The organism is Clostridium sp. 19966 (assembly GCF_032335695.1).
Taxonomy (GTDB): domain Bacteria; phylum Bacillota; class Clostridia; order Clostridiales; family Clostridiaceae; genus JACTOJ01.
In genome coordinates this window covers 58,919-79,097 of the sequence record NZ_JACTOJ010000021.1, presented here as the reverse complement: position 1 = coordinate 79,097, position 20,179 = coordinate 58,919, and the positions used below count along the sequence as shown (strand labels likewise).

At 32.9% G+C, this 20,179-nt stretch carries 21 protein-coding genes; 9 read left to right on the top strand and 12 right to left on the bottom strand.

Annotated elements, in window-relative coordinates:
- Window positions 1-189: 189 nt before the first annotated feature.
- From IAI10_RS18785 to IAI10_RS18770, 4 genes are all read right to left on the bottom strand, one after another.
- Window positions 190-753, bottom strand: a complete 564-nt coding sequence (locus tag IAI10_RS18785; RefSeq protein WP_315674838.1) for a GNAT family protein — start codon at window positions 751-753, stop codon at window positions 190-192.
- A gap of 58 nt (window positions 754-811) precedes the next feature.
- Window positions 812-1,351 carry a GNAT family N-acetyltransferase gene (locus IAI10_RS18780; protein WP_315674837.1) on the bottom strand — a complete coding sequence of 180 codons (540 nt, stop codon included), beginning with the start codon at window positions 1,349-1,351 and terminating at the stop codon, window positions 812-814.
- A gap of 369 nt (window positions 1,352-1,720) precedes the next feature.
- Window positions 1,721-1,990 (bottom strand): CD3324 family protein, encoded by a 270-nt coding sequence (locus tag IAI10_RS18775; RefSeq protein ID WP_315674836.1) that lies wholly within the window; start codon window positions 1,988-1,990, stop codon window positions 1,721-1,723.
- A 395-nt stretch (window positions 1,991-2,385) separates the two neighbouring features.
- Window positions 2,386-3,504, bottom strand: a complete 1,119-nt coding sequence (locus IAI10_RS18770; protein WP_315674835.1) for a C45 family peptidase — start codon at window positions 3,502-3,504, stop codon at window positions 2,386-2,388.
- 178 nt (window positions 3,505-3,682) lie between these two features.
- Here IAI10_RS18770 and IAI10_RS18765 point away from each other — a divergent pair, with 178 nt between their 5' ends.
- Together IAI10_RS18765 and IAI10_RS18760 are read left to right on the top strand one after the other, a co-directional pair.
- The gene (locus IAI10_RS18765) at window positions 3,683-4,534 is read left to right on the top strand and encodes an AraC family transcriptional regulator (protein WP_315674834.1); all 852 of its coding nucleotides are present in this window, start codon (window positions 3,683-3,685) and stop codon (window positions 4,532-4,534) included.
- A gap of 721 nt (window positions 4,535-5,255) precedes the next feature.
- Complete coding sequence (locus IAI10_RS18760; protein ID WP_315674833.1) at window positions 5,256-6,686, top strand: hypothetical protein; 1,431 nt, start codon at window positions 5,256-5,258, stop codon at window positions 6,684-6,686.
- Between the two features lie 215 nt (window positions 6,687-6,901).
- On the opposite strand, the gene rlmH is transcribed toward IAI10_RS18760, so the two are convergent.
- Both rlmH and IAI10_RS18750 read right to left on the bottom strand, forming a co-directional pair.
- On the bottom strand, window positions 6,902-7,381 hold the full coding sequence (gene rlmH, locus IAI10_RS18755; protein WP_315674832.1) for a 23S rRNA (pseudouridine(1915)-N(3))-methyltransferase RlmH: 480 nt from the start codon (window positions 7,379-7,381) through the stop codon (window positions 6,902-6,904).
- 411 nt (window positions 7,382-7,792) lie between these two features.
- Window positions 7,793-8,707, bottom strand: coding sequence for a branched-chain amino acid transaminase (locus IAI10_RS18750; protein WP_315674831.1), 915 nt, complete (start codon window positions 8,705-8,707; stop codon window positions 7,793-7,795).
- A 309-nt stretch (window positions 8,708-9,016) separates the two neighbouring features.
- On the opposite strand from IAI10_RS18750, the gene IAI10_RS18745 reads away from it, so the two are divergent.
- Window positions 9,017-10,039 carry a ubiquitin-like domain-containing protein gene (locus IAI10_RS18745; RefSeq protein WP_315674830.1) on the top strand — a complete coding sequence of 341 codons (1,023 nt, stop codon included), beginning with the start codon at window positions 9,017-9,019 and terminating at the stop codon, window positions 10,037-10,039.
- A 171-nt stretch (window positions 10,040-10,210) separates the two neighbouring features.
- Here IAI10_RS18745 and IAI10_RS18740 read toward each other — a convergent pair whose 3' ends face one another.
- From IAI10_RS18740 to IAI10_RS18725, 4 genes are all read right to left on the bottom strand, one after another.
- A complete protein-coding gene (locus IAI10_RS18740; protein WP_315674829.1) occupies window positions 10,211-10,720 on the bottom strand; it encodes an SEC-C metal-binding domain-containing protein in 510 nt (169 codons plus the stop codon).
- 66 nt (window positions 10,721-10,786) lie between these two features.
- Window positions 10,787-11,368: a GerMN domain-containing protein gene (locus tag IAI10_RS18735; RefSeq protein WP_315674828.1), complete on the bottom strand. Its 582-nt coding sequence runs from the start codon at window positions 11,366-11,368 to the stop codon at window positions 10,787-10,789.
- 27 nt (window positions 11,369-11,395) lie between these two features.
- A complete protein-coding gene (locus tag IAI10_RS18730; RefSeq protein WP_315674827.1) occupies window positions 11,396-12,181 on the bottom strand; it encodes an MBL fold metallo-hydrolase in 786 nt (261 codons plus the stop codon).
- A gap of 40 nt (window positions 12,182-12,221) precedes the next feature.
- On the bottom strand, window positions 12,222-13,478 hold the full coding sequence (locus tag IAI10_RS18725; protein ID WP_315674826.1) for a UDP-N-acetylglucosamine 1-carboxyvinyltransferase: 1,257 nt from the start codon (window positions 13,476-13,478) through the stop codon (window positions 12,222-12,224).
- Between the two features lie 307 nt (window positions 13,479-13,785).
- On the opposite strand from IAI10_RS18725, the gene IAI10_RS18720 reads away from it, so the two are divergent.
- From IAI10_RS18720 to IAI10_RS18710, 3 genes are all read left to right on the top strand, one after another.
- The gene (locus IAI10_RS18720) at window positions 13,786-14,334 is read left to right on the top strand and encodes a 2'-5' RNA ligase family protein (protein ID WP_315674825.1); all 549 of its coding nucleotides are present in this window, start codon (window positions 13,786-13,788) and stop codon (window positions 14,332-14,334) included.
- Window positions 14,335-14,692: 358 nt separating this feature from the next.
- A complete protein-coding gene (locus tag IAI10_RS18715) occupies window positions 14,693-15,178 on the top strand; it encodes a dUTP diphosphatase (RefSeq protein ID WP_315674824.1) in 486 nt (161 codons plus the stop codon).
- Between the two features lie 161 nt (window positions 15,179-15,339).
- On the top strand, window positions 15,340-15,768 hold the full coding sequence (locus IAI10_RS18710) for a DMT family transporter (protein ID WP_315674823.1): 429 nt from the start codon (window positions 15,340-15,342) through the stop codon (window positions 15,766-15,768).
- Between the two features lie 7 nt (window positions 15,769-15,775).
- Here the strand turns inward: IAI10_RS18710 and IAI10_RS18705 are convergent, their stop codons facing one another.
- Window positions 15,776-15,967 carry an FmdB family zinc ribbon protein gene (locus tag IAI10_RS18705; protein ID WP_315674822.1) on the bottom strand — a complete coding sequence of 64 codons (192 nt, stop codon included), beginning with the start codon at window positions 15,965-15,967 and terminating at the stop codon, window positions 15,776-15,778.
- A gap of 204 nt (window positions 15,968-16,171) precedes the next feature.
- On the opposite strand from IAI10_RS18705, the gene IAI10_RS18700 reads away from it, so the two are divergent.
- The gene (locus IAI10_RS18700; protein ID WP_315674821.1) at window positions 16,172-17,368 is read left to right on the top strand and encodes a S8 family serine peptidase; all 1,197 of its coding nucleotides are present in this window, start codon (window positions 16,172-16,174) and stop codon (window positions 17,366-17,368) included.
- Window positions 17,369-17,434: 66 nt separating this feature from the next.
- Here IAI10_RS18700 and IAI10_RS18695 read toward each other — a convergent pair whose 3' ends face one another.
- Complete coding sequence (locus IAI10_RS18695) at window positions 17,435-18,025, bottom strand: M23 family metallopeptidase (protein WP_315674820.1); 591 nt, start codon at window positions 18,023-18,025, stop codon at window positions 17,435-17,437.
- Window positions 18,026-18,190: 165 nt separating this feature from the next.
- Here IAI10_RS18695 and IAI10_RS18690 point away from each other — a divergent pair, with 165 nt between their 5' ends.
- A complete protein-coding gene (locus tag IAI10_RS18690; RefSeq protein WP_315674819.1) occupies window positions 18,191-19,168 on the top strand; it encodes a DnaD domain protein in 978 nt (325 codons plus the stop codon).
- Window positions 19,165-20,145, top strand: coding sequence for an ATP-binding protein (locus IAI10_RS18685; protein WP_315674818.1), 981 nt, complete (start codon window positions 19,165-19,167; stop codon window positions 20,143-20,145). The genes IAI10_RS18690 and IAI10_RS18685 overlap by 4 nt, the downstream gene beginning before the upstream one ends.
- Window positions 20,146-20,179: the final 34 nt, after the last annotated feature.

The following is a 20,179-nucleotide window of genomic DNA, read 5'->3' as shown; positions in this document are numbered from 1 at the left end:
TTTGCGGTTGGCTAGACCTGCATTTATTTTAACATAGGAGTTTTTTTCTACTCAACGGCATAAGCCTTTTTTCTTCCACTTGCTTAGCAAGTGGTTTACTTTGTTGCACAACAAAAACCCTCAACTAATTAAATTAGTCGAGGGTTTCATTGGTGGAGGCGAGGCGCCACCTTTAAAATCCACCAATTATTAATTCTTATTTTTATTATATTCTCGCTCTAAAATACTAAAATAGAATTGGTCTACCCACTTACTACCACATTGATATTCTTCCCTAAATACACCTTGTTTTGACATTCCTGCCTTTTGCATTACATATACTGATCTGAGATTATCGCAATGACACATACCTACAACCTTATGAGCATCCAATTTCTTAAATGCAAAGGATAATAAAAGCTTTACACTCTCTAAACAATATCCATTCCCTTGGAACTCAGGCAAAATAACATATCCAATTTCCCAGCTTTTACGTGAGGAGATATACTGCCATATATAAGCAGCTCCCATCAGTGCACCATCTGAGCATCGTTTGATAATAAAATCGAAAACAGCCTTTTGTTCAATTCTTTTAGTAAATTTTTCCTGAATGCATTCCTTGTCAGTCTCAATGTATTCTTCATAACACCATAATTCCGTATTACTTTCTTCACCACATAGAAAATCCATATGTTCTTCTGTTACAGGCACAAGTTCAATATTTTTACCTTTTAGCAGCTGATGAAGTTGTTTTTTATTGATTTCCTTTTCCATATTTATCCCTACTTCCATGTTACATGAGCAATCTTTATTTAACAATTTATTACACTTCTTATTTTAAATCTGTTTTTAACAATGTAAATACAAGTTCATCATTCCATTTGCCCTCAATAAGTCTTGCTTCACGCATATGTCCCTCCTGTACCATCCCTACCCGTTTTGCTAAAGCAGCACTATTTTTATTCTCATAATTAATAAAGGCCATTAACTTATGAATTGATAATTCAGTAAATGTAAAATCAACTACCTTTGCCGCTGCTTCAGAAGCATAACCGTTGACCCAATATTCCTTAAGAAACTTATATCCTATTTCCCATTCCTTTGTTTTCTCCCAATTGCACCACACAGAAACAGCCCCCATCTTTTCACCTTTTTTATTACATACAATGAATTTTATTGCTCCTTCTTCAGGAAGCTTCTTAACTGCTTCAATGTAATTTTTACAGCTTTCAATAACCTTATCCTTTTCAGGCCTTCCTCCCATTTCATACTTATAACTTTCAGTTCTTGCTTCTAATTCAAGAATAAAATCAAAATCTTCCTCGGTTATTTCGCGTAATAACAATCTCTCTGTCTCTAAAACCCACTCCACTTTATAAGCCCCCTTCATTAAGCTTAGTTTCCTTATGAATTTTCATGGTTCTGTTTTAAAATGTTGATATTATCGTTTGAGTTCTAGGAACTCTTAGGGATTGCGACTTATAATTGGCGTAATTTTGCTCAGGACGAGCAAAGCCATTCAAGCGCCATGGATGGCGAATTTGAATGGGTAGCCAATTATAACAAAGCCGCCCTTAGAGTTCATTTGCGAAAAACGCCTTTATCAACATCCTTTTAAAACATGTCCATTTTCATAAACTTATTATTAAAGTATAAATGAAAATATGAGGAAATAATATGTAATGTTTAATTATAGATGTAAATACACAAAAGCAGCCAGTTATTAACCGACTGCTTTCTTCTATTTCTTTCTATAAATTATACTCTTGATTGTATCATAGGACAAATGATACTCATACATAAGATCATCTATGGTTGCACCATTCTTCTTCTTATCCTTGATTTCATTGTTTCTTTCAACAATTTCACTTCTACTATTGTTTGAAACTCCCCATGATTTTTTATCATCATCCTTTTGCGGTATGTAAATCATACTACCACCGACATATTGTTGTATCTGAAGAATCAATGTTTTTGGTAAAACATCTTTTGCATTTATATACTCCGTCATAATCCTGCTCCCTTTATTTTAATTCACAAGATTGCAGTTTTGTCATATATAAATGAGCCAGCGATTATCATTTGCTCTCTATACAATTAACCGCTGAATTATATGACTAATCCTGCATAGAGCAAAAATCCCTTTTTATTCTTCATAACAACACCCCCTAGCTAACAAAACCCTCTATTTTATGCCTCAAATCATTGTAAAAAATAACAATATCTATCTTTCCTATATTTTATCATATTGAACCTCAGTAAACAATTATCTTGTTTTCCATATCTCATCACTAAAATATTGATAAAAATCTCAGCTAAACAAATTTTACTGATTAAATATTACTTGTGAGAGAGTTCACCGTGTCCGGTATAACGTATGTTTTCTCAGTGTTACTCTAACAACTCTTAAGAGTTTGAAACAAGTTTCCAAAAATCCGGATTTGCGGATTCATTCGGTAACGTAGCCAAATAATTCTTAATACCTACAGTATTATTTAGAGTAAAGGTTTTCCATTGATTAATATTAGGTGACCCAAAGCAAATATCGACTTCCATTTGCATAGGATCAAAAACGAGAGACCATAAGGTTCCCATACCATCTTCGTAATGATGGCAACAAACTCCTTCAGGCATTGTAGTTGATAGTATCTTCTTAAGTTCTGCTTTACTGATCTTTGGCAATGATGCTTCAATATAAGCTTTTATAGCATTATGCCTGACAATTGAATGTTTTACTATTGGATACCCCAGCTCTTTCATGGAAGGGATATTATAATGATTAGTAGAAAACAAGTATTTATCATTTTCTGCATTTCCCGCCATCTTTAAAGCTCTTTTTGATGCAGCTGCCTCAATTAATACAGCATCCCCGTAGCGGTCTGCTATTATAAAATTTCTATAGTCCGCTATTTGCATGGAATCAAATAGTTCTATAGCTTCTTTAACGGTTTTACAATTATTCAAAATTGCTCTTACGACCACCGGAAATACAAAACCTTCTTCAGTATAGTCCGGATTAATAACCCCTGCCGACGTAGTTATACACAATCCATGTTCATTCATTCCGTCAAACCGGCCAAAAACTTGACATCCAAAACCTATTTGACTATACTGTCCCTTTATTCGTGATTCAATAAGTAGGGGCTTCTCGTTCCAGTGAAAATCATAATTTCTTCCTAAATATATTTGACTATTCTCAGATATAGAAGGGGTTAATGCAATATGGCTGCAGTTACTCAATCTATTTTGTAGAAATGCGAAATAGTAAACCACATCCTCAGCATTAGCCCCTACAGCATCAGCAAAACCTTTGATTTCATCATTGGCACCTGGGCAGAATTTATCATACAAATCCATTACCTTGGTCAACTGATGCTTTGAAAGCTTACTCCCCCCCATAAAAGATGATGTAATTGCTGTGATAAATGCACTGTCATCCTTGAGCATATTACCAAGCTGCTCACCTGCTTCATATGCCGTACCTTCTACTACGCAATGCTTAAACTCTATAACCTTACTTTTCATATCAATACCTCCAATTTCCTTTATTTAAATACAGGTTATCTCTCTTCTTGATGTTTAACTATAACCATAGTATACTAAAACTGCAAATTTCATTTTGATGTTTTTTACCAAACTGTCATGAATTCCACATCACTTTAGTATCCTACCATTTCTTATATCAGCATTGGAGGTTTTAAATATGAATTATTATGCCAATATTCAGAGAGCCATTGACTATATTGAGTTAAATTTGAAAGAAGATATCGATGTATTGTTAGTCATTGAAATGTCACATTTCTCAATTACACACTTCTACAGAATTTTTCAGGCGATGGTAGGGGATTCTGTTAAGAGCTATATTCAAAAGAGAAGGCTGAGCAATATCGCTACTGAACTTGTTAACTCCAACAAACGCTTAATCGATGTAGCCTTTGAATATGGTTATAATTCACAAGAGGTATTTACCAGAGCATTTACTAAAGCATTTAGCATTACCCCTGGAAAATACCGTACACAAAAAAGTAAAGTTTTTTTATATAAAAAAATAAATGTCTATGAAAGAATGCTTGCCAATTCAGTCAAAAGCATTTATATAGATCCTCAAATCATTCTGGATAAAGAGTTTAAACTCATCGGAATGAAGGAAACAGTTAAACCCGGGTCTGAAGGGATTAAAAATCTATGGCATAATTTCACTTCAAAAAAATCAGAGGTGAAAAATATCCTTGCACAGGATACGGTAATTGGCATATGTGAGTATATGCCGAACATAACAGATGAGAGCAAGTTTTCCTACTTTGCAGGAGTCGAAGTGACGGATTTTTTTGATATCCCCAAAGAAATGTTGATTAAAATCATTCCCAATTCAAAATATGCTGTATTCACTCATAAAGGTTCATTATCCAAACTAAAAGATACCTATAACTTTATATACGGCATATGGCTGCCTCAATCCGGGTACGAGTTGGCAGAATTAGATACAATAGAATTGTATGACAGCAGATCAAATACAGCTGATCCTGAATTTGACATTCATATACCTCTAAAATAGTGATATTAATCTAGATATGAACATTTATTTTTTAATTTATTTAGAATTTGACATGACATACAACAGTATTATCTTCCTTAAAACCAGTGATACCCTCGGTTTTAAAGAAAGTCTACGTCATTTATGATACGGTTCACCGTATCAGTAGCAAGTGAGGTTTATTTATAGTATATTTATATTTATTAGTCAGACTAAATTCTATAAAGTTACTTTTTAACTTACTATTTATTCCTCCCAATATTATGTAACTTATTTGCAAAATCATTCCATGGGCAATCTTTAATGTCATCTGATAAATTTATAAGTTCTATTTCATCAATTTATAGATATATGTCATATAATTTCTAAATTCTATGCTAATATAAATGCTTTTACAAGATAATATTATACTATTTAACCATCATTATTTATATAATATCAATATCTAAATTCAATGTATTTATGCATCTACCTTTAATCCCAATTATCTATTGCCTCTTGAAACATATCTATTAAATACTCATAAAAATCGTTATATCTATATTCTTTATTCTTATTTACTCTATCCCTAAAATTTTAACTCCACATATTCCTCTTGATCCATACACAAATGAACACTGCTATTCTTAAGTATTTTTTTAGTTATACCTTTTTAGCAGAAATAACTTATTGCTTTTAAAAACGTATTTTAATATAGAATACCTTCCAAACATATAGTATAATTATACATAGGAGGATTAAAATGTTAAAAAACAGAATTAAATTTATCTCACTTTTTCTAATTTTCACTTTTTTTATAGCCATAAACTGTACCAAAAGCGTTTCATCTACTGTATATACTGATAGCAAACCCCTAAATTCATTATCTAATAATGCCAATACCTCCAATGTAAAAACTGTAACTCTTCAAGCACCATCAAACTTCAAACATACGGGGCTTTTAAATAGCGTGGAAGAACTTAGATCAATCAAAGCAAAAATTGCTGAAGGAAAGGAACCTTGGAAGACTGCCTTTAATAAAATGAAATCCTCTAATTTTGCAAAAATAAACTATACGCCAACCCCATATGAAATAGTATCCTCGGACATTAACGGTTCAAGTGATCACGGTGCTAATGCCGAAATAAATGATGCTATTGATGCATATACTCAAGCTCTGATGTGGATATTTACAGATGACCAAAGATATGCTAACAATTCAGCCAGGATTCTCGATTCTTGGTCTTCTACACTTAAATCACATCAAGGACAAAACTGGTATCTTCAAGCATCTTGGGCCGGCTCAATATTTCCATTATCAGCTGAGTTATTAAGAGCTACTTATCCCAAATGGACTAATAATGAAATCTCACAATTTTCAGCTATGTTAAATACAGCCTTTTTACCAATATTAAATAATCGCTTGGCATACGGAAATAGGGAATTTTCTGTATGCAATGCTTTAGTAGCAATTGGAGTGTTTAATAATGACCGTGCAGCCTTTTATCAAGGTATTAATCATTGGTTAAATTATCTTCCTTGTTATTTTTATGCATCTAGTGATGGTTCAGCACCGCCAAAAGCCCACTATTGGCTTAATGAACCAAGTAACGAGCAATATTATCACATGGATGTTGGTCTATTTTCAAATAGAAATTCTTCATGGATTTACGCAAATAATAATCCACTTAAGCTAGGTGAAGATACTTCAATGCTTATAAAATCAAATATCCGCAGAAACTGGTACAATCCAAAGAAATATGCTAATGGTATATGCGGAGAAACTGGTAGAGATTTAACTCATTCGGAAATGGCTTTTGCTTCTGCAATTAACACAGCAGAAATCGCTTGGCACCAGGGAATCGATTTATATTCCTTAGATACAAAACGTCTTACTTCCTTTATGGAAACTAACTCATCTTTGCGTCTTGGCAATACTAGTACAATTTCAGCATTATATTCAAATGGACTAACAGCTAATGGTTTGGTACCTACTTACGAAATAGCTTATAATCATTATCACAATATAAAAAAAATATCACTACCTAATACTAACAAATTAATAACAACTACTATACGTTCAATGCAAAACCATTTAATTCCCGTACAAGGCAATATTTTTGCAAATAGAATTTGGGCTCAAGTGTATTTAAATATAGATTGGGAAACATTAACTCATGCTGATTTGAATTAGGAATATAACTCATCTCCGTAATATATAGATAAACCCGTTCAACTACCAAAACATGATACTTTAAAGAATGCCCGGTTCCGCAGCATATCTCTAACAACTTTTTCCCTTTTACTATAACATATTTTGTTAATTTATTATTATTTGTGACACGCTATTTCAACCTATAAAAATAGCCATAGACAAGTCATATCAATACCTAAGGCCATAAACCTCACTTACTTGTGATATGGTTCTCCATTTATTATTCTATACCCTCTATAAATCTGCTCCAAAAGCATCACCCTGAAAAGCTGATGTGGAAAAGTCATTTTGGAAAAAGACAGCTTATAGTCCGCTCTTTTTAGTACTTTATCCGAAAGCCCTAAAGAACCTCCTATGACAAACACTATATTGCTGTTTCCTTTTACCCCCAAATCATTTATCATATCTGCGAATTCTACTGAAGTTATATTTTTACCATCAATAGCCATAGCCATCACATAGCTATTTTCCTTAATATGCTTTAAAATAGCTTCTCCTTCTTTTTCCTTTATAATAATTTCTTCTTTTTCTGAAGCATTGTCGGGAGTCTTTTCATCCTGAAGCTCTATAATATCAAGACGGCAGTACCTGGAAAGCCTCTTTGCGTATTCCTCCACAGCCGATTTTAAATATTTCTCTTTTAATTTTCCTACTGTAACCAATGAAATGTTCAAAGAAATTTCTCCTTTGCAATATATTTATTTGGCTATGTTTTAAAAGAATGTTGATAAAGGCGTTTTTCGTAGTGACATGGTTTCTTTCAGAACCCATGGGAGGAACTCTAAGGGCCGCTTTGTTATAATTGACTACCAATTTTAATGCGCCCTCCGTGGCGCTAAAATTGCTTTGCCCGTGCTGGGCAAAATTACGCCAATTATAAGTCGCAATCCCTAAGAGTTCCTAGAACTCAAACGATAATATCAACATTTTAAAACATAGCCTAACGAACTGAAGGAAGTTTTAAATCAGTGTAAAAATCAACACTTATTTAAAACAGAACCATTTATTTAAATTCTATTGTAAAGGAAAAACCTATCACAAGCAAATGTGATAGGTTTTCAACACTCTTTTAAAACTTAGCCTTTTTAATAAACAGGAGTGCAATATTTTGCATATTTAGGATTATCTCCTGTGGTTAGTCCAAAGAAAAGTTCCTTTACCTTCTTATATACTTCTCCCTGCTTTCCATCACCTACAAGTCTGTTATCCACCTTCACTACAGGAGTCACTTCCATAGCAGTACCGCTGAAGAACATTTCATCAGAAGCATAAAGCTCTGTTCTGGATATGCTTCTTTCTACAACATCCAAACCTAGTTCTTCCTTAGCAAGCTTTATAACTAATTCTCTTGTGATTCCTTCTAATATATTATCAGAAGCTGGAGGTGTTATCAGCTGACCTTTCTTGTATATAAATATGTTTTCTCCAGGTCCTTCGCATACATGTCCGTTAGCTGTCAAAAATATTGCTTCATCATACCCTGCCTGTGCAGCCTCAAGAGATGCTAATGCTGAGTTTAAATAAGCAGCTGTTGCCTTTGTTCTTGGAGGGATCATATTGTCCTCTAATCTTCTCCAGGAAGTTATACAGACACTTAGCTCTTCTTTTCCTGCAAATTTCCCCATAGGAGTGCAGTATATAAGGATTCTGTCATCCTCATCGTTGAGTGTAGGAGCTAGCCCTTCCCCACCTTTATAAACCACAGGTCGTATATATGTAGTAGTTTTAAACTCATTCTTTTTTAATAGTTCAAGAGTAAACGCACACAATTCATCCACTGTGTATGGTACTTTCATATTTAGCGACTTAGCTGATTGAAGTAATCTCACATAGTGATCCTTTAATCTAAAGCCATAGAGCTGCCCCTTTTCTTCGCTCCAATAGGCTCTTATTCCTTCAAAGCATCCAAGTCCATAATTAAAGGCTTTAGAACGAATTCCTATGTTTACCTCACTTTCTTTAACTATTTTCCCCTGGTAAAATACATAAGATTCTGACATAAATTTTGCCCCCTTTTTTTATTTATAACTTTCAGAATTTTACATAACCTTTCTAACCATTGTAATACTGTAAAAAAATTAAGTCAATGATTGCTTATATAACATATTGTTATAAATGTATAATCTGTAGTTATATAAACGTTTTCATAAAATTAAAAGCTATTTTGAAAAAAATATGTATAAAGTATACAATACGTTTTTAAATAGAAGTTGTTGCATGTAATTTGACAAATTTTAAATTTATGGTTATTATCTTCTTATGTCTTCCATAGAATAACTTTAAAAGCTATGTTTGTGGTAAGAAGGAGGTTGGATATCATAGATACCCAAATAAATTTATTTAAAAAACCACTATTAAAAAAACTTATTGCCCCAGTTGCTTTGGTGATATTGTTAATAACACTAATGACGATTATTCAAATTAAAAAGAAGAACGTTACTTTGATAATAGACGGAAAAGCTCAAAATATCACAACACTCAAGTCTACAGTAAAGGATGCACTGGAAAATGCCAACATAAAACTTGGCTCTAAAGATCGCATTTCTCCAAGTCTCGACTCAAAATTAACTAAAAATGAAACTATCACAGTAAAAAAAGCTTTTAATGTAACCCTTACGGTTGATGGGAAAACCATGAATATACTGACTGCGGATGATAGCATTGATTCAATGTTAAAGGATGAAGGCATAGCAGTTAGCGACAAAGATAAGATAACCCCTCAGCTTAAGTCAAGCCTTTCTGAAAATCAACAAATAACTGTAGTGAGAGTAGATACGAAATCCATTGTTTCTACTGAAGCTGTTGATTTTAATGTGGTCACAAAACAAGATACTGATCTTGCTAACACTGTAAAAAAAGTGGTTCAAACTGGACAGAAAGGTGAGAAAACGATTACCACCCAAGTGGTTTATGAGGACGGAAAAGAAGTGTCAAGAACAGTTGAAAATGAAAAAGTAACTAAGAGTCCTGTAGATCAAATAGTCATTGCTGGAACTCTGCCAGTGATTCCACTTTCTCGTGGAGGAGACAGCTTAGCATATACTAGAGTATTCAAATCTAGATCTACTGCATATTCCAGCAAGGAAACAGGAAGTACTTATACAGCATCAGGAAGAAAGGCTGTAAGAAACAGCGGCGGTTATAGTACGGTAGCTGTTGATCCAAGCATTGTACCTTATGGAACAAAACTATATATAGAAGGTTATGGTTTGGCTATTGCTGCAGATTGTGGTACAGCTATAGTTGGTACAAACCTGGACTTATATTTTGATTCCATTGGAGAAGCGAATAATTGGGCAGTAAGATATGTAAATGTATATGTACTTAAATAGACGCTGTAGTTTAGCATAAGGTTACTACTTATTTAAACTACATAATATAGGAAGATTATATTTTAAACCTTGTTATTTAGTGAAACTTCATTTTGGAAATTATAAAACATAGCTAAAAAAGATTGCTTAAAAATGATTATTAATCAAATTTAAGCAATCTTTTTATTTATCCTAGTTAGCTTCTTTAGCTCCGCAGCACTTCTTATATTTCTTACCGCTTCCGCAAGGACATGGATCATTTCTTCCTATTTTCTTTTCTTTAACGATTGTTTTAGAATCTTTCCAGCTTCTTAATATCTCATCTCTCTTCTCTTTAGAGAATATTGCTTCCCATTGAGGTAAAGTATAAAGATAATCGGCTTTAGCATCAAGCATATTGAAATAAAGCTTTTCAAAGTCTACATTTAAAGCTAGCTCAGTAGTTACCTCTAAGCTCTCTATATCATAGCTTTCCACTAAACTATCATTTATTCCATCTATAAAGCCCATGAAAAATTCTGGTGTTGCATCATATTTTTTAGCCAAATCTTGAATAGTTCCTTTTAAAGGAGCAGTATGATTTACGAGTATGTCCGTATATATTTTTATCTCCATTTCGCCATAAACCTTCCAAAATGAAGCCTCTCCATTCTTCTTGACATAATCCACAACCATATCTGTCCAATCCTTATATAAACTCATCTTCTTATCTTCCTTTCTTAGTGTGACTCATTTTCTTATTATAATAAAATTTGTCTTATTTTTCAATTATTTAGTATTTTGAGTTTTCATTTTCATTCCATCTATATCATTTAACCCGAAAGGCTTATATATATTGTAGTTTCCCCCAAGTGTATCTACATTCTTATTATCTACAAGAATCATAACTTTACTAACAGAAGAAAGCTGCATTAATGTACTTACTATGCTCTTTAGGCAAGCCTCTTCCTTTGCCGCAGACATTCTTACTACAGCACTGCCGCTAAAATTAACTATAGCTACCTTATCTTTAATAGAGAAACTTATAAGCTTAGTATCTTTAGGTATTACTGGGTTAAGATTGCTTTCGGTCGATGGTCCGCTTATTAGTTGATTTATAAGCAGCTGCCCTATAACTTCTTCCTTATTTAAAAGGACATCTTCTTTAGCAACCTTGATATCTTTTTCATTTGAAGATGCATCAAAATACACGCTTAAATCGATATAATCGCCCTTTTCATTAGGCAGCTGAACCTTTTGAACTTTTTCCTTATTAGAACTTGTATCGCTGTCCTTGCTTTGACATCCGTATAAAACGGAAGTAGAGATAGTAAAAAGTAAAATAGGAACTAATAATTTTGATTTTTTCATATCCTACCGCCTTTCATCACAAATAGCCTACAACTTTATATAGCTGCTTGGCTTACTCCTATCTGCCATAGAAATCAATACGTCTTTTTCCATATTTATATTATTTTCCCTCAATATATTCGTCACTGTAGCATAAGCTAATTCGGGATAGTTATTAGTATGACTTAAATGCCCTAATACTATCTTTTTAGGCTTATCCGTCAATAATTCTAAAATAGCATTTCCGCAGGCTTCATTGGAAAGATGTCCTACATCGCTTAAAATTCTTCTTTTAAGCAAGTAAGGATATGGACCAAACTTTAGCATTTCTACATCATGATTACTTTCCAACAGCAATAAATCAGCATCTATAATATTCTCTTTTACTTGATCAGAAAAATATCCCAAATCCGTAGCAGTACACACCTTTTTTCCTTCTGCATATATAGAATATCCACAAGGGTCTGCGGCATCATGAGGAATACTATAGCTTACAATATCCATATCATCTATAGTAACAGCAGCACCGTTCATAATTTTTATATTATCTTCCTTAACCTTACCAATAATCTTAGACATCCCTGCCCAAGTTTTTTCGTTAGCATATACAGGAAGATTATACTTTCTAGATAGCACCCCCACACCTTTTATATGATCGCTATGCTCATGAGTTACAAATATCCCATTGAGCTCCTCAGGTTTCTCTCCTATAGCTTTCAAAGCCGTTTCAATACTTTTTCCAGGCAATCCAGCATCTATTAAAACTTTTGAATTTTTAGAGGCTACAAATATACTATTACCGCTACTACCACTATATAATGAACAAAAAACCATTTTATTACTCCATTTCTATATAGCCTTAAGAGCAAATTAATTACCCTTGGACTCTTCTTATATCTGCACCTAATCTTCTAAACTTTTGTTCTATATGAGGATATCCTCTGTCTATATGATCTAAATTATGTATCTCACTTTCACCACTAGCTACTAAAGCTGCTATAACCATGGCTGCTCCAGCTCTCAAATCAGTAGCATTGACTACAGCTCCAGTAAGCCTATCCACGCCATCAATTATAGCTGTACGTCCATCAACTTCAGCCTTTGCGCCCATTTTTTTAAGTTCATCTAGATGTTTAAATCTATTTTCCCATATACTTTCGTTTATTATGCTTCTCCCCTTGGCTATACTAAGCATAGCACTCATGGGCTGCTGTACATCTGTAGGAAAACCTGGATATGGCAGTGTCTTAATATTTACCGCGCTAAGTTTTCCGTCAGACCTAACCACTACGCTGTCCTCATTTTCTATAATCTTAGCTCCCATCTCTATAAGTTTTGCAGATATAGATTCAAGGTGCTTAGGAATAACATTATTTATAGTAACTTCTCCTCCACAAGCTGCAGCAGATATCATATAAGTACCAGCTTCAATCTGATCTGGAATTACGCTGTAATTGCAGCCTTCCAATTCCTTTACTCCAGTTATCCTTATAACATCTGTTCCAGCGCCCTTTATATTGGCTCCCATGGTATTTAAGAAATTAGCTACATCTACCACATGAGGTTCTCTCGCCACATTTTCAAGAATTGTAGTTCCCTCTGCAAGTGCAGCAGCCAGCATAACATTTATTGTTGCGCCTACACTAACTACATCAAAAAATATATTTGTTCCTACCAATTTTTCTGCCTTTGCATGCAATATTCCATGTTCAATAGTTACTTCAGCACCTAGGGCCTCAAATCCTTTTATATGCTGATCGATAGGTCTTACACCTATTGGGCATCCTCCTGGAAGCTCCACCTTTGATTCTTTAAATCTTCCAAGCATAGCTCCGTTTAAATAGTAAGATGCTCTAAGCTTTCTTACATCTTCTGTACATGCTTCTAAATTACTCATCCCTGTGCTGTCTATAACCGCACAATTATTTTCTATAGTCATCTTACATCCTAAGGATTTTATTATTTTTTCCAGATAATGAATATCCTCTATATCAGGTATATTTTCAATAATGCATGTCCCTTTACTCGCCATAATTGCAGCTGGCAAAATAGCAACTGCAGCATTCTTTGCTCCACTTATATCAACGCTTCCATGCAGTGAGTTTCCACCACGTATAATAAACTTTTCCATTAAATTATCCATCCTTACACCAATATTTAAAAATACAAAAATTCTATTATTCCAATATATTAAAACTAAATAATTACAATTATCTAACATATTCCATATAATTTAAAAACAAAAATAACCTATTATATAATTACGCTTTATACATTATTATAGCATAAGTCTCAATAATGTTAAGTATATTTTTATATAAACATCATTGAATTTATTGGTAAAAGTGGCTTATATATAATTGTTATGGTATAATTAAATAATAGGTTCAGTACATATTGATTTAAATGGCATTTTTGATTTATATTTGGGGGTTGCAATGAGATATTATTTGGTTGCTTTATTTGATAACGATTCATACCGAGAAATAGAGGAAGTTCAAAGAAATATATGTAAGAAATACAAGCTATACAGAAACTTGCCTACCTTACATATAACATTGGAAGTGGTTGATGATCCTGATATAGAAAAGCTTGATGAAATATTGCTTAAAATTTTTAAACCCTATAAAAGGTTTAAAGTTGAAGTAAAAGATATCATTTGCTTTGACGACCCATATAAATCAGTAAACCTTAAGATAGAAAGCAAGGGCTATATTAGCAGATTAGCAAGAACTATAAATGAAACCTTAAAACTTCATGGATTAAATGTTAGAGCTAAAATTGAAGATTGGGACTTGCACATTTCACTAGCTAATACAAACTTTGCACAAAGAGAATGGTCTAAAGGGGAATACATAGCAGCTTGCAGCAGAGCTAAGAAGCAGGGTTTTTACAAGCTTGTTACTATAGATAGAATTGAACTTTGGAAGCCAGTGAACAATAAGAGGGATATGGTTATAAAAAGTTATCCTTTAAAAGAATATTAAATTTAACATAAACAACTAACATTTAACACACATATAAAATTTCAGAAAATACAAGGATACTTGTACTGAAATTTTATGTGTGTGTTTTTATTTTTAGCTTTTTACCATCCGTTTTATGGAAACCTTACCAGTATAAATGTTTCATTTTGTCATAATATTTTCATATTTTTAAAAAATAAAAATAAAATTTAAAGTAACCGTTTACGAAAACTTTAAATTTTTGTTATAATTCGTTAAAATATATATGTCGAATGTTTATTATTATTTTATGAAAGTAAAGCGTCAAAAATTTATCTTTTACTTAAAGTCCTAAACTGAAGCTTGTTTTATTAATCCCAAAAGAAAGGAAGCTTAATTTATGAATTTTGAGAAGCTCTTTGATTTGCAACACGAACTTGATGGAAAAATATCAGTGCAATATGATCCTGACTCTCGTTCTCTAAGACAGGACAGATTACTTGCGCTGCATGTTAAAATTGCTGAACTTGCTAATGAAACTAAATGTTTTAAATACTGGAGTGATCAAAAAGTATCACCTTTACAAAAAATTTTAGATAAATATACAGATTGCATTTACTTTCTTCTCTCTATGGGCTCAGAAAGAGGACTTACTTTTGATGAATTAACAGCAAAAAAAGTAGAATATTCTTTAACTGATCAATTTCTTAACTTGTACATAGATTTAAATGATTTTATCGTATGTTCCAGTGAAGATCAGTACTTAACCCTTTTCGAGGACTTTTTAAGTTTAGGCTTGAGTCTAGGTTTCAGTGAAAAAGATATAGAGAATACATATATTTTAAGATACAATATTAATGATATATGTAATGCCACAAATTATTAACTATAAAAACAAAAGGGCTGTGACATTAGCAATTGAAAATTGCTAATGCCAAGCTCTTTTTTAATTTTAGCTTATGCTTTAAAAATCTATATTATTTTAAATCATAACCTCTCAGAATTTTTTTTCGCAGCATGGGTATACTAGCCTTGAGGTGATTACTTATGATAGGTTTACTATTGGCTATAATCGCAGGGGTATCTATGAGCCTGCAAGGGGTGTTCAATACTAGACTGTACCTTAAAATAGGTTGTTGGCAAACAAACCTGATAGTTCAAGGCACAGCCTTTATTTTTACTTTAATAATATTCTTATTTGTGAGAGATGGCAACATAAGAGCCATAAGGGATGTAAACAAACTATATTTATCCGGCGGTCTTATCGGCGTAATAATAACTTTTACAGTAATGAAAAGCATTCATCAATTAGGAACAACTTATGCTATATTAACTATACTTTTAGCACAGCTTTTATCCGCCGCTCTAATTGATGCTTTTGGATTATTTGATTCAACCAAAATAACTTTTTCTACATCAAAAATTTTAGGGGTCATACTTATGCTCATAGGCATAATCTTATTTAAGAGAAAGTGATGCTTTACTAATGGCATCCAGCACAGCCCGAACAGTTGCCGCTGCAGCCTCCTCCATTTTTCCCATAGTATTTCCCTTTATACACCCTCTCTGCTTCTTCACTTCCGCATTTAGGACAAAAAACTCTATCTTTATCATTTTTAACTATTTCAAAGAAATTTTCTCCACATTTTTTACATTTATAATCTATTAAAGGCATCGCTGATCTCCTTTCATATGTTAAAGCACAAATTTTTAAAATATCTTTAATAAAAAAATACAATAAAATCATACGTCAATATATAACATTTATCAATAGTTTCATATAATATAATAGTTCATAAAATTACTTGTACAATTTAATGTAAGTACAAACATATTTTTAAGACATAGTCATAATTAAAAATATGAGAAAGGAGTACTCATGTTTTTTTTAAAAAATAAAATATCCACTAATCTAAAATATTGTTTAGAAAATAAAATTTATAAAAACTATAGAGTAAACATATTTTGTAAGTCATTAATTAATTCAGTGGAAAAAAAGGTAAAATCATCAAAAGGAGTTCTTCTTTATTCTTTTCCCTGCATAAACATGGTATCAGCAATATTATCTTCTAATACTATAGAAAGATTACTGGAATATCCTGAGGTAGATTATATAGCCTTTGATTCTTATGCCTTTTTATGCGGCACAAATATACTTACTGCAAATAATGTACACTTAAAAAACAACTCTCCTCATACTGGCAGCGGAGTGGGTATAGCACTTATAGATAGCGGAGTTTATCCCCATGCAGACCTTGAGAAGCCTAGAGGAAAAATAAAAAAATTCATTGATCCCTTAAATAATTTTAAATTTCCATATGATGATAACGGGCATGGAACTTTTATTGCTGGACTTCTTTGCGGCAGCGGCTATTCCTCAAAAGGAATCTATTCAGGTGTTGCTCAAGAAGCTCATCTATACGCTGTAAAAGCTTTCGATGCTACTGGAAAAGGTAAAATCTCAGATATATTCTACGCTTTTGAATGTATAATAAAAGATTCTTCTGAGTTCAATATAAGAATTGCCTGCCTTCCATTTGAAATACTGGATTTTGATATAAGACTAATTAACTGCTTTAAGATATTTTTCGATAGACTTATAGATAAAAATATAATTCCTGTGCTGCCTTCCGGGTCTTTGAAAGCGGATTATGCGAACATAACAGGTATCTCTGCTTTAAGCAACTGCATAACTGTTGGAGGATTGGATTCCTCTCCAGACCACAACCCTTTTGCCTATTCTTCTAAAGGTCCCTTTGGGAAATTAGAAAAACCTGATTTGTCATCAGTATGTACAAATATTTGTTCTCTTAATTCTAATATTTTCTATGTTTCAGAGAAAAATGGTGCAAAGGTTTATCCTCATCCTTTAGAAAAGGCTTATACAAATTATACTGGCACTTCTTGTGCCTGCGCTTTTATAAGCGGTATATGTGCTATATTAATAGAAAATAGACCTAATTTAGCTTTCAAGGACGTTTTGTCGCTCCTTAAAATATGCTGCAATCAATCCGAGGATGATTCCAGCGAAAAAGCAATATTATCTGTAGATAAATTATTTTCTAAGGACTATTAATAAATGGTATATTTCAAAAAATGTTGATATCCAAGCATTGAGTCGCTTGGATATCTTGTTTTTAGTCTAGCTTCCTAAAGCTACATAGCCTTGAGGATCTACAGGAGTTCCATTAATTCTCACCTCAAAATGCAGATGAGGTCCAGTGCTCCTTCCAGTGCTTCCTACCAAGCCTATAACATCACCTTTTTTCACATATTGACCAAGGTCAGCTATGCGCTTGCTGCAATGACCATAAAGCGTCACTACCTCCCCCTGATGCTGGAGCTCTATAGTATTACCATATCCCTCCATCCAGCTAGAATAAATAACCTTTCCATCCAAAGCTGCCTTTATAGGCGTTCCTAAATCTGCTGCTATATCCACTCCTTGATGCATCTTTCCCCAGCGGGTGCCGAATTTTGAACTTATGACACCTCTTGAAGGAGGAAGCATACTCGTTGTGTTTGCACTGCTACTATTTTGAGATGATGTTTGAATCACCTTATTTGTGTTTTGATTTATTTCCTTATCTTTTGCTTTATTTACATTTTGATTACTAACTTTATTTTTTATTTCTCCAGCTTTTGGTGTATATGAAAAATATACGGCTACACATAAAAAAAGCGTGCACAACATTATGATGCAGCTTACCTTGCTGAATTTAATATAATGCATGAAAATCATCCCTTCCTAAATTTGCCGAACACACCTTAATATATCCTAAATTGTATTTTTTATTCCTTCAAACATGAAAATTTTATTTATTGAGGTGATGTTTCCACTTTGCTATAATAAATATATGAACTCCAAATTATAGAATGTATGAAAGGGTTGATAGGTATGAGTACATTCATGTTCAAAAAAAGCTCCAATGATTATACACCGGTAAGCAACATATTTATAGAAAAATATATGCCTAAAGCCCGTGGGGAGTTTATAAAAGTATATTTACTAGCGCTTAAATACTGTTTAAGCAATGAGCCTGGTGTAAATTCCACACTGATGGCCTCCGCACTTCATCTTCTTGAATCCGATGTAATGAATGCATGGAATTATTGGAATGAAGAGGGAGTTATAAAATTTCGTCCTCTCGACAGCATGGGCAACTATAATATAGAATTTGTTGATCTTTCAGAAGATGCTATAAAACCAGCCAGCGATGTAAATATTCTTGAAGAGCTTAGCAATTCTTCTACAAAAGATATGCTTCAGGAAATAGAAAAATTAGTAGCCCGTCCTTTGGCTTCAAAGGAAATTTCAACATATATAGGCTGGCAGAAAGATTTAAACTTTTCTCCTGAACTTATTCTTCTGCTTATAGAATACTGTGTTTCAAAGGGAAAAAGCGATTACAGATATATAGAAAAAGTGGCCATAGGCTGGCATGAAGCTAAAATACAGAATATAGATCAAGCTCAGAGCTATATAAAAAGGCATGAGGATAAATGGATTAAATACAGAAAAATCCTTACTTACTTAGGGATAAAAGATGCGGATGTAATGAAGCCTCAAGAGGAAATGCTGGATAAATGGGTTACTACCCTAAATTTTTCAGTAGAAATTGTATTTAAGGCTTGTGATATATGCTTTGAAAGACTTAATAGGGCAGATTTCAAATATATAGACGCCATACTTTCAAGCTGGCATAAAGATGGAATAAAAACTCTTGATGACATAAGACTAAAGGATAATAAAAGACAGGTTTCAAAGAAAAATACTCCAAGCAAAAATAAGAATGATAATTTTAATAATTTTGAGCAGAGAGTTTACGATTATGATTCTTTAGAAAAACGTCTTTTAGGGTGGGATGATAAATGATAAAAAGCTACCATTCAGATATAATGAAAATATATGAAGAAATAGGAAATGCGGAAAACGAAGCTCTCTCCGTGAGAAAAGCTGAAGTGGCTGCTAAAGTTCCCGAAGTTACAAGCATAGATAAGGCTATAGCCAAGCTTTGCTTAACCATTTCCATGAGTTCCTTGAAAAATGTAGAAAATAGAGAACTATACTTAAAGAAACTAAAAACAGAATTAACCGATTTGAGAATAAAAAAAGTTGAAGCCCTTGTATCTGCTGGTTACTCTCAGGATTATCTGTCCATTCACTATCAATGCCCTAAGTGCAAGGATACTGGATATATAGGAAATTCAAAATGCAGCTGCTATAAACAAAAATTGGTGAAGCTATACTACAAGGATTCAGCATTAAACCAAATACTCTCTGAAAATAATTTTGATAATTTCAATCTTAATTATTACTCTTCCGCTAGAGATGGAGAAAATCCTCAGAGTGCTAGAAAAAACATGGAGCAAATTCTCCCTAGAGCCATGAATTTTTTGAAGAATTTCAATGCCATAAGCGACAATCTTCTTTTTTATGGAAGCTCTGGCACAGGAAAAACCTTTCTATCCCATTGCATAGCTAAAGATCTATTGGATAGAGGAGTATTTGTGGTATACAGAACTGCCGAGGAATTAATAAAAGATCTTAGAAAGATAAGATTTGAGAATGATGAAACCTTAGAAGAATTGATTGTAAACTGCGATCTTTTGATAATAGACGATTTGGGCACAGAGCAGATAAACGAATTCTCTAAAACCGAGCTCTTTAATATACTAAACCAAAAGCTTTTGAATCAAAAGAAAATGCTTGTATCTACTAATTATTCTTTAAAAGAATTATCCTCAATATATTCAGAAAGAATAACCTCAAGGCTTTTTGGAAACTTTAATCTATTTAAGTTTTACGGCGACGATATAAGAGTGCTTAAGAATCTTAATTCTATAAAATAAGTGTGTGTGTTTTAATTATCTGGTAAAATAAAAG

What these genes read in the sequence shown, in the direction of transcription:
- IAI10_RS18785 (WP_315674838.1), bottom strand. Translation starts at nt 753, where the DNA reads ATGGAAAAGGAAATCAATAAAAAACAACTTCATCAGCTGCTAAAAGGT.
- IAI10_RS18775 (WP_315674836.1), bottom strand. Translation starts at nt 1,990, where the DNA reads ATGACGGAGTATATAAATGCAAAAGATGTTTTACCAAAAACATTGATT.
- IAI10_RS18770 (WP_315674835.1), bottom strand. Translation starts at nt 3,504, where the DNA reads ATGAAAAGTAAGGTTATAGAGTTTAAGCATTGCGTAGTAGAAGGTACG.
- IAI10_RS18765 (WP_315674834.1), top strand. Translation starts at nt 3,683, where the DNA reads ATGAATTATTATGCCAATATTCAGAGAGCCATTGACTATATTGAGTTA.
- IAI10_RS18760 (WP_315674833.1), top strand. Translation starts at nt 5,256, where the DNA reads ATGTTAAAAAACAGAATTAAATTTATCTCACTTTTTCTAATTTTCACT.
- IAI10_RS18750 (WP_315674831.1), bottom strand. Translation starts at nt 8,707, where the DNA reads ATGTCAGAATCTTATGTATTTTACCAGGGGAAAATAGTTAAAGAAAGT.
- IAI10_RS18740 (WP_315674829.1), bottom strand. Translation starts at nt 10,720, where the DNA reads ATGAGTTTATATAAGGATTGGACAGATATGGTTGTGGATTATGTCAAG.
- IAI10_RS18735 (WP_315674828.1), bottom strand. Translation starts at nt 11,368, where the DNA reads ATGAAAAAATCAAAATTATTAGTTCCTATTTTACTTTTTACTATCTCT.
- IAI10_RS18730 (WP_315674827.1), bottom strand. Translation starts at nt 12,181, where the DNA reads ATGGTTTTTTGTTCATTATATAGTGGTAGTAGCGGTAATAGTATATTT.
- IAI10_RS18725 (WP_315674826.1), bottom strand. Translation starts at nt 13,478, where the DNA reads ATGGAAAAGTTTATTATACGTGGTGGAAACTCACTGCATGGAAGCGTT.
- IAI10_RS18720 (WP_315674825.1), top strand. Translation starts at nt 13,786, where the DNA reads ATGAGATATTATTTGGTTGCTTTATTTGATAACGATTCATACCGAGAA.
- IAI10_RS18715 (WP_315674824.1), top strand. Translation starts at nt 14,693, where the DNA reads ATGAATTTTGAGAAGCTCTTTGATTTGCAACACGAACTTGATGGAAAA.
- IAI10_RS18710 (WP_315674823.1), top strand. Translation starts at nt 15,340, where the DNA reads ATGATAGGTTTACTATTGGCTATAATCGCAGGGGTATCTATGAGCCTG.
- IAI10_RS18705 (WP_315674822.1), bottom strand. Translation starts at nt 15,967, where the DNA reads ATGCCTTTAATAGATTATAAATGTAAAAAATGTGGAGAAAATTTCTTT.
- IAI10_RS18700 (WP_315674821.1), top strand. Translation starts at nt 16,172, where the DNA reads ATGTTTTTTTTAAAAAATAAAATATCCACTAATCTAAAATATTGTTTA.
- IAI10_RS18695 (WP_315674820.1), bottom strand. Translation starts at nt 18,025, where the DNA reads ATGCATTATATTAAATTCAGCAAGGTAAGCTGCATCATAATGTTGTGC.
- IAI10_RS18690 (WP_315674819.1), top strand. Translation starts at nt 18,191, where the DNA reads ATGAGTACATTCATGTTCAAAAAAAGCTCCAATGATTATACACCGGTA.
- IAI10_RS18685 (WP_315674818.1), top strand. Translation starts at nt 19,165, where the DNA reads ATGATAAAAAGCTACCATTCAGATATAATGAAAATATATGAAGAAATA.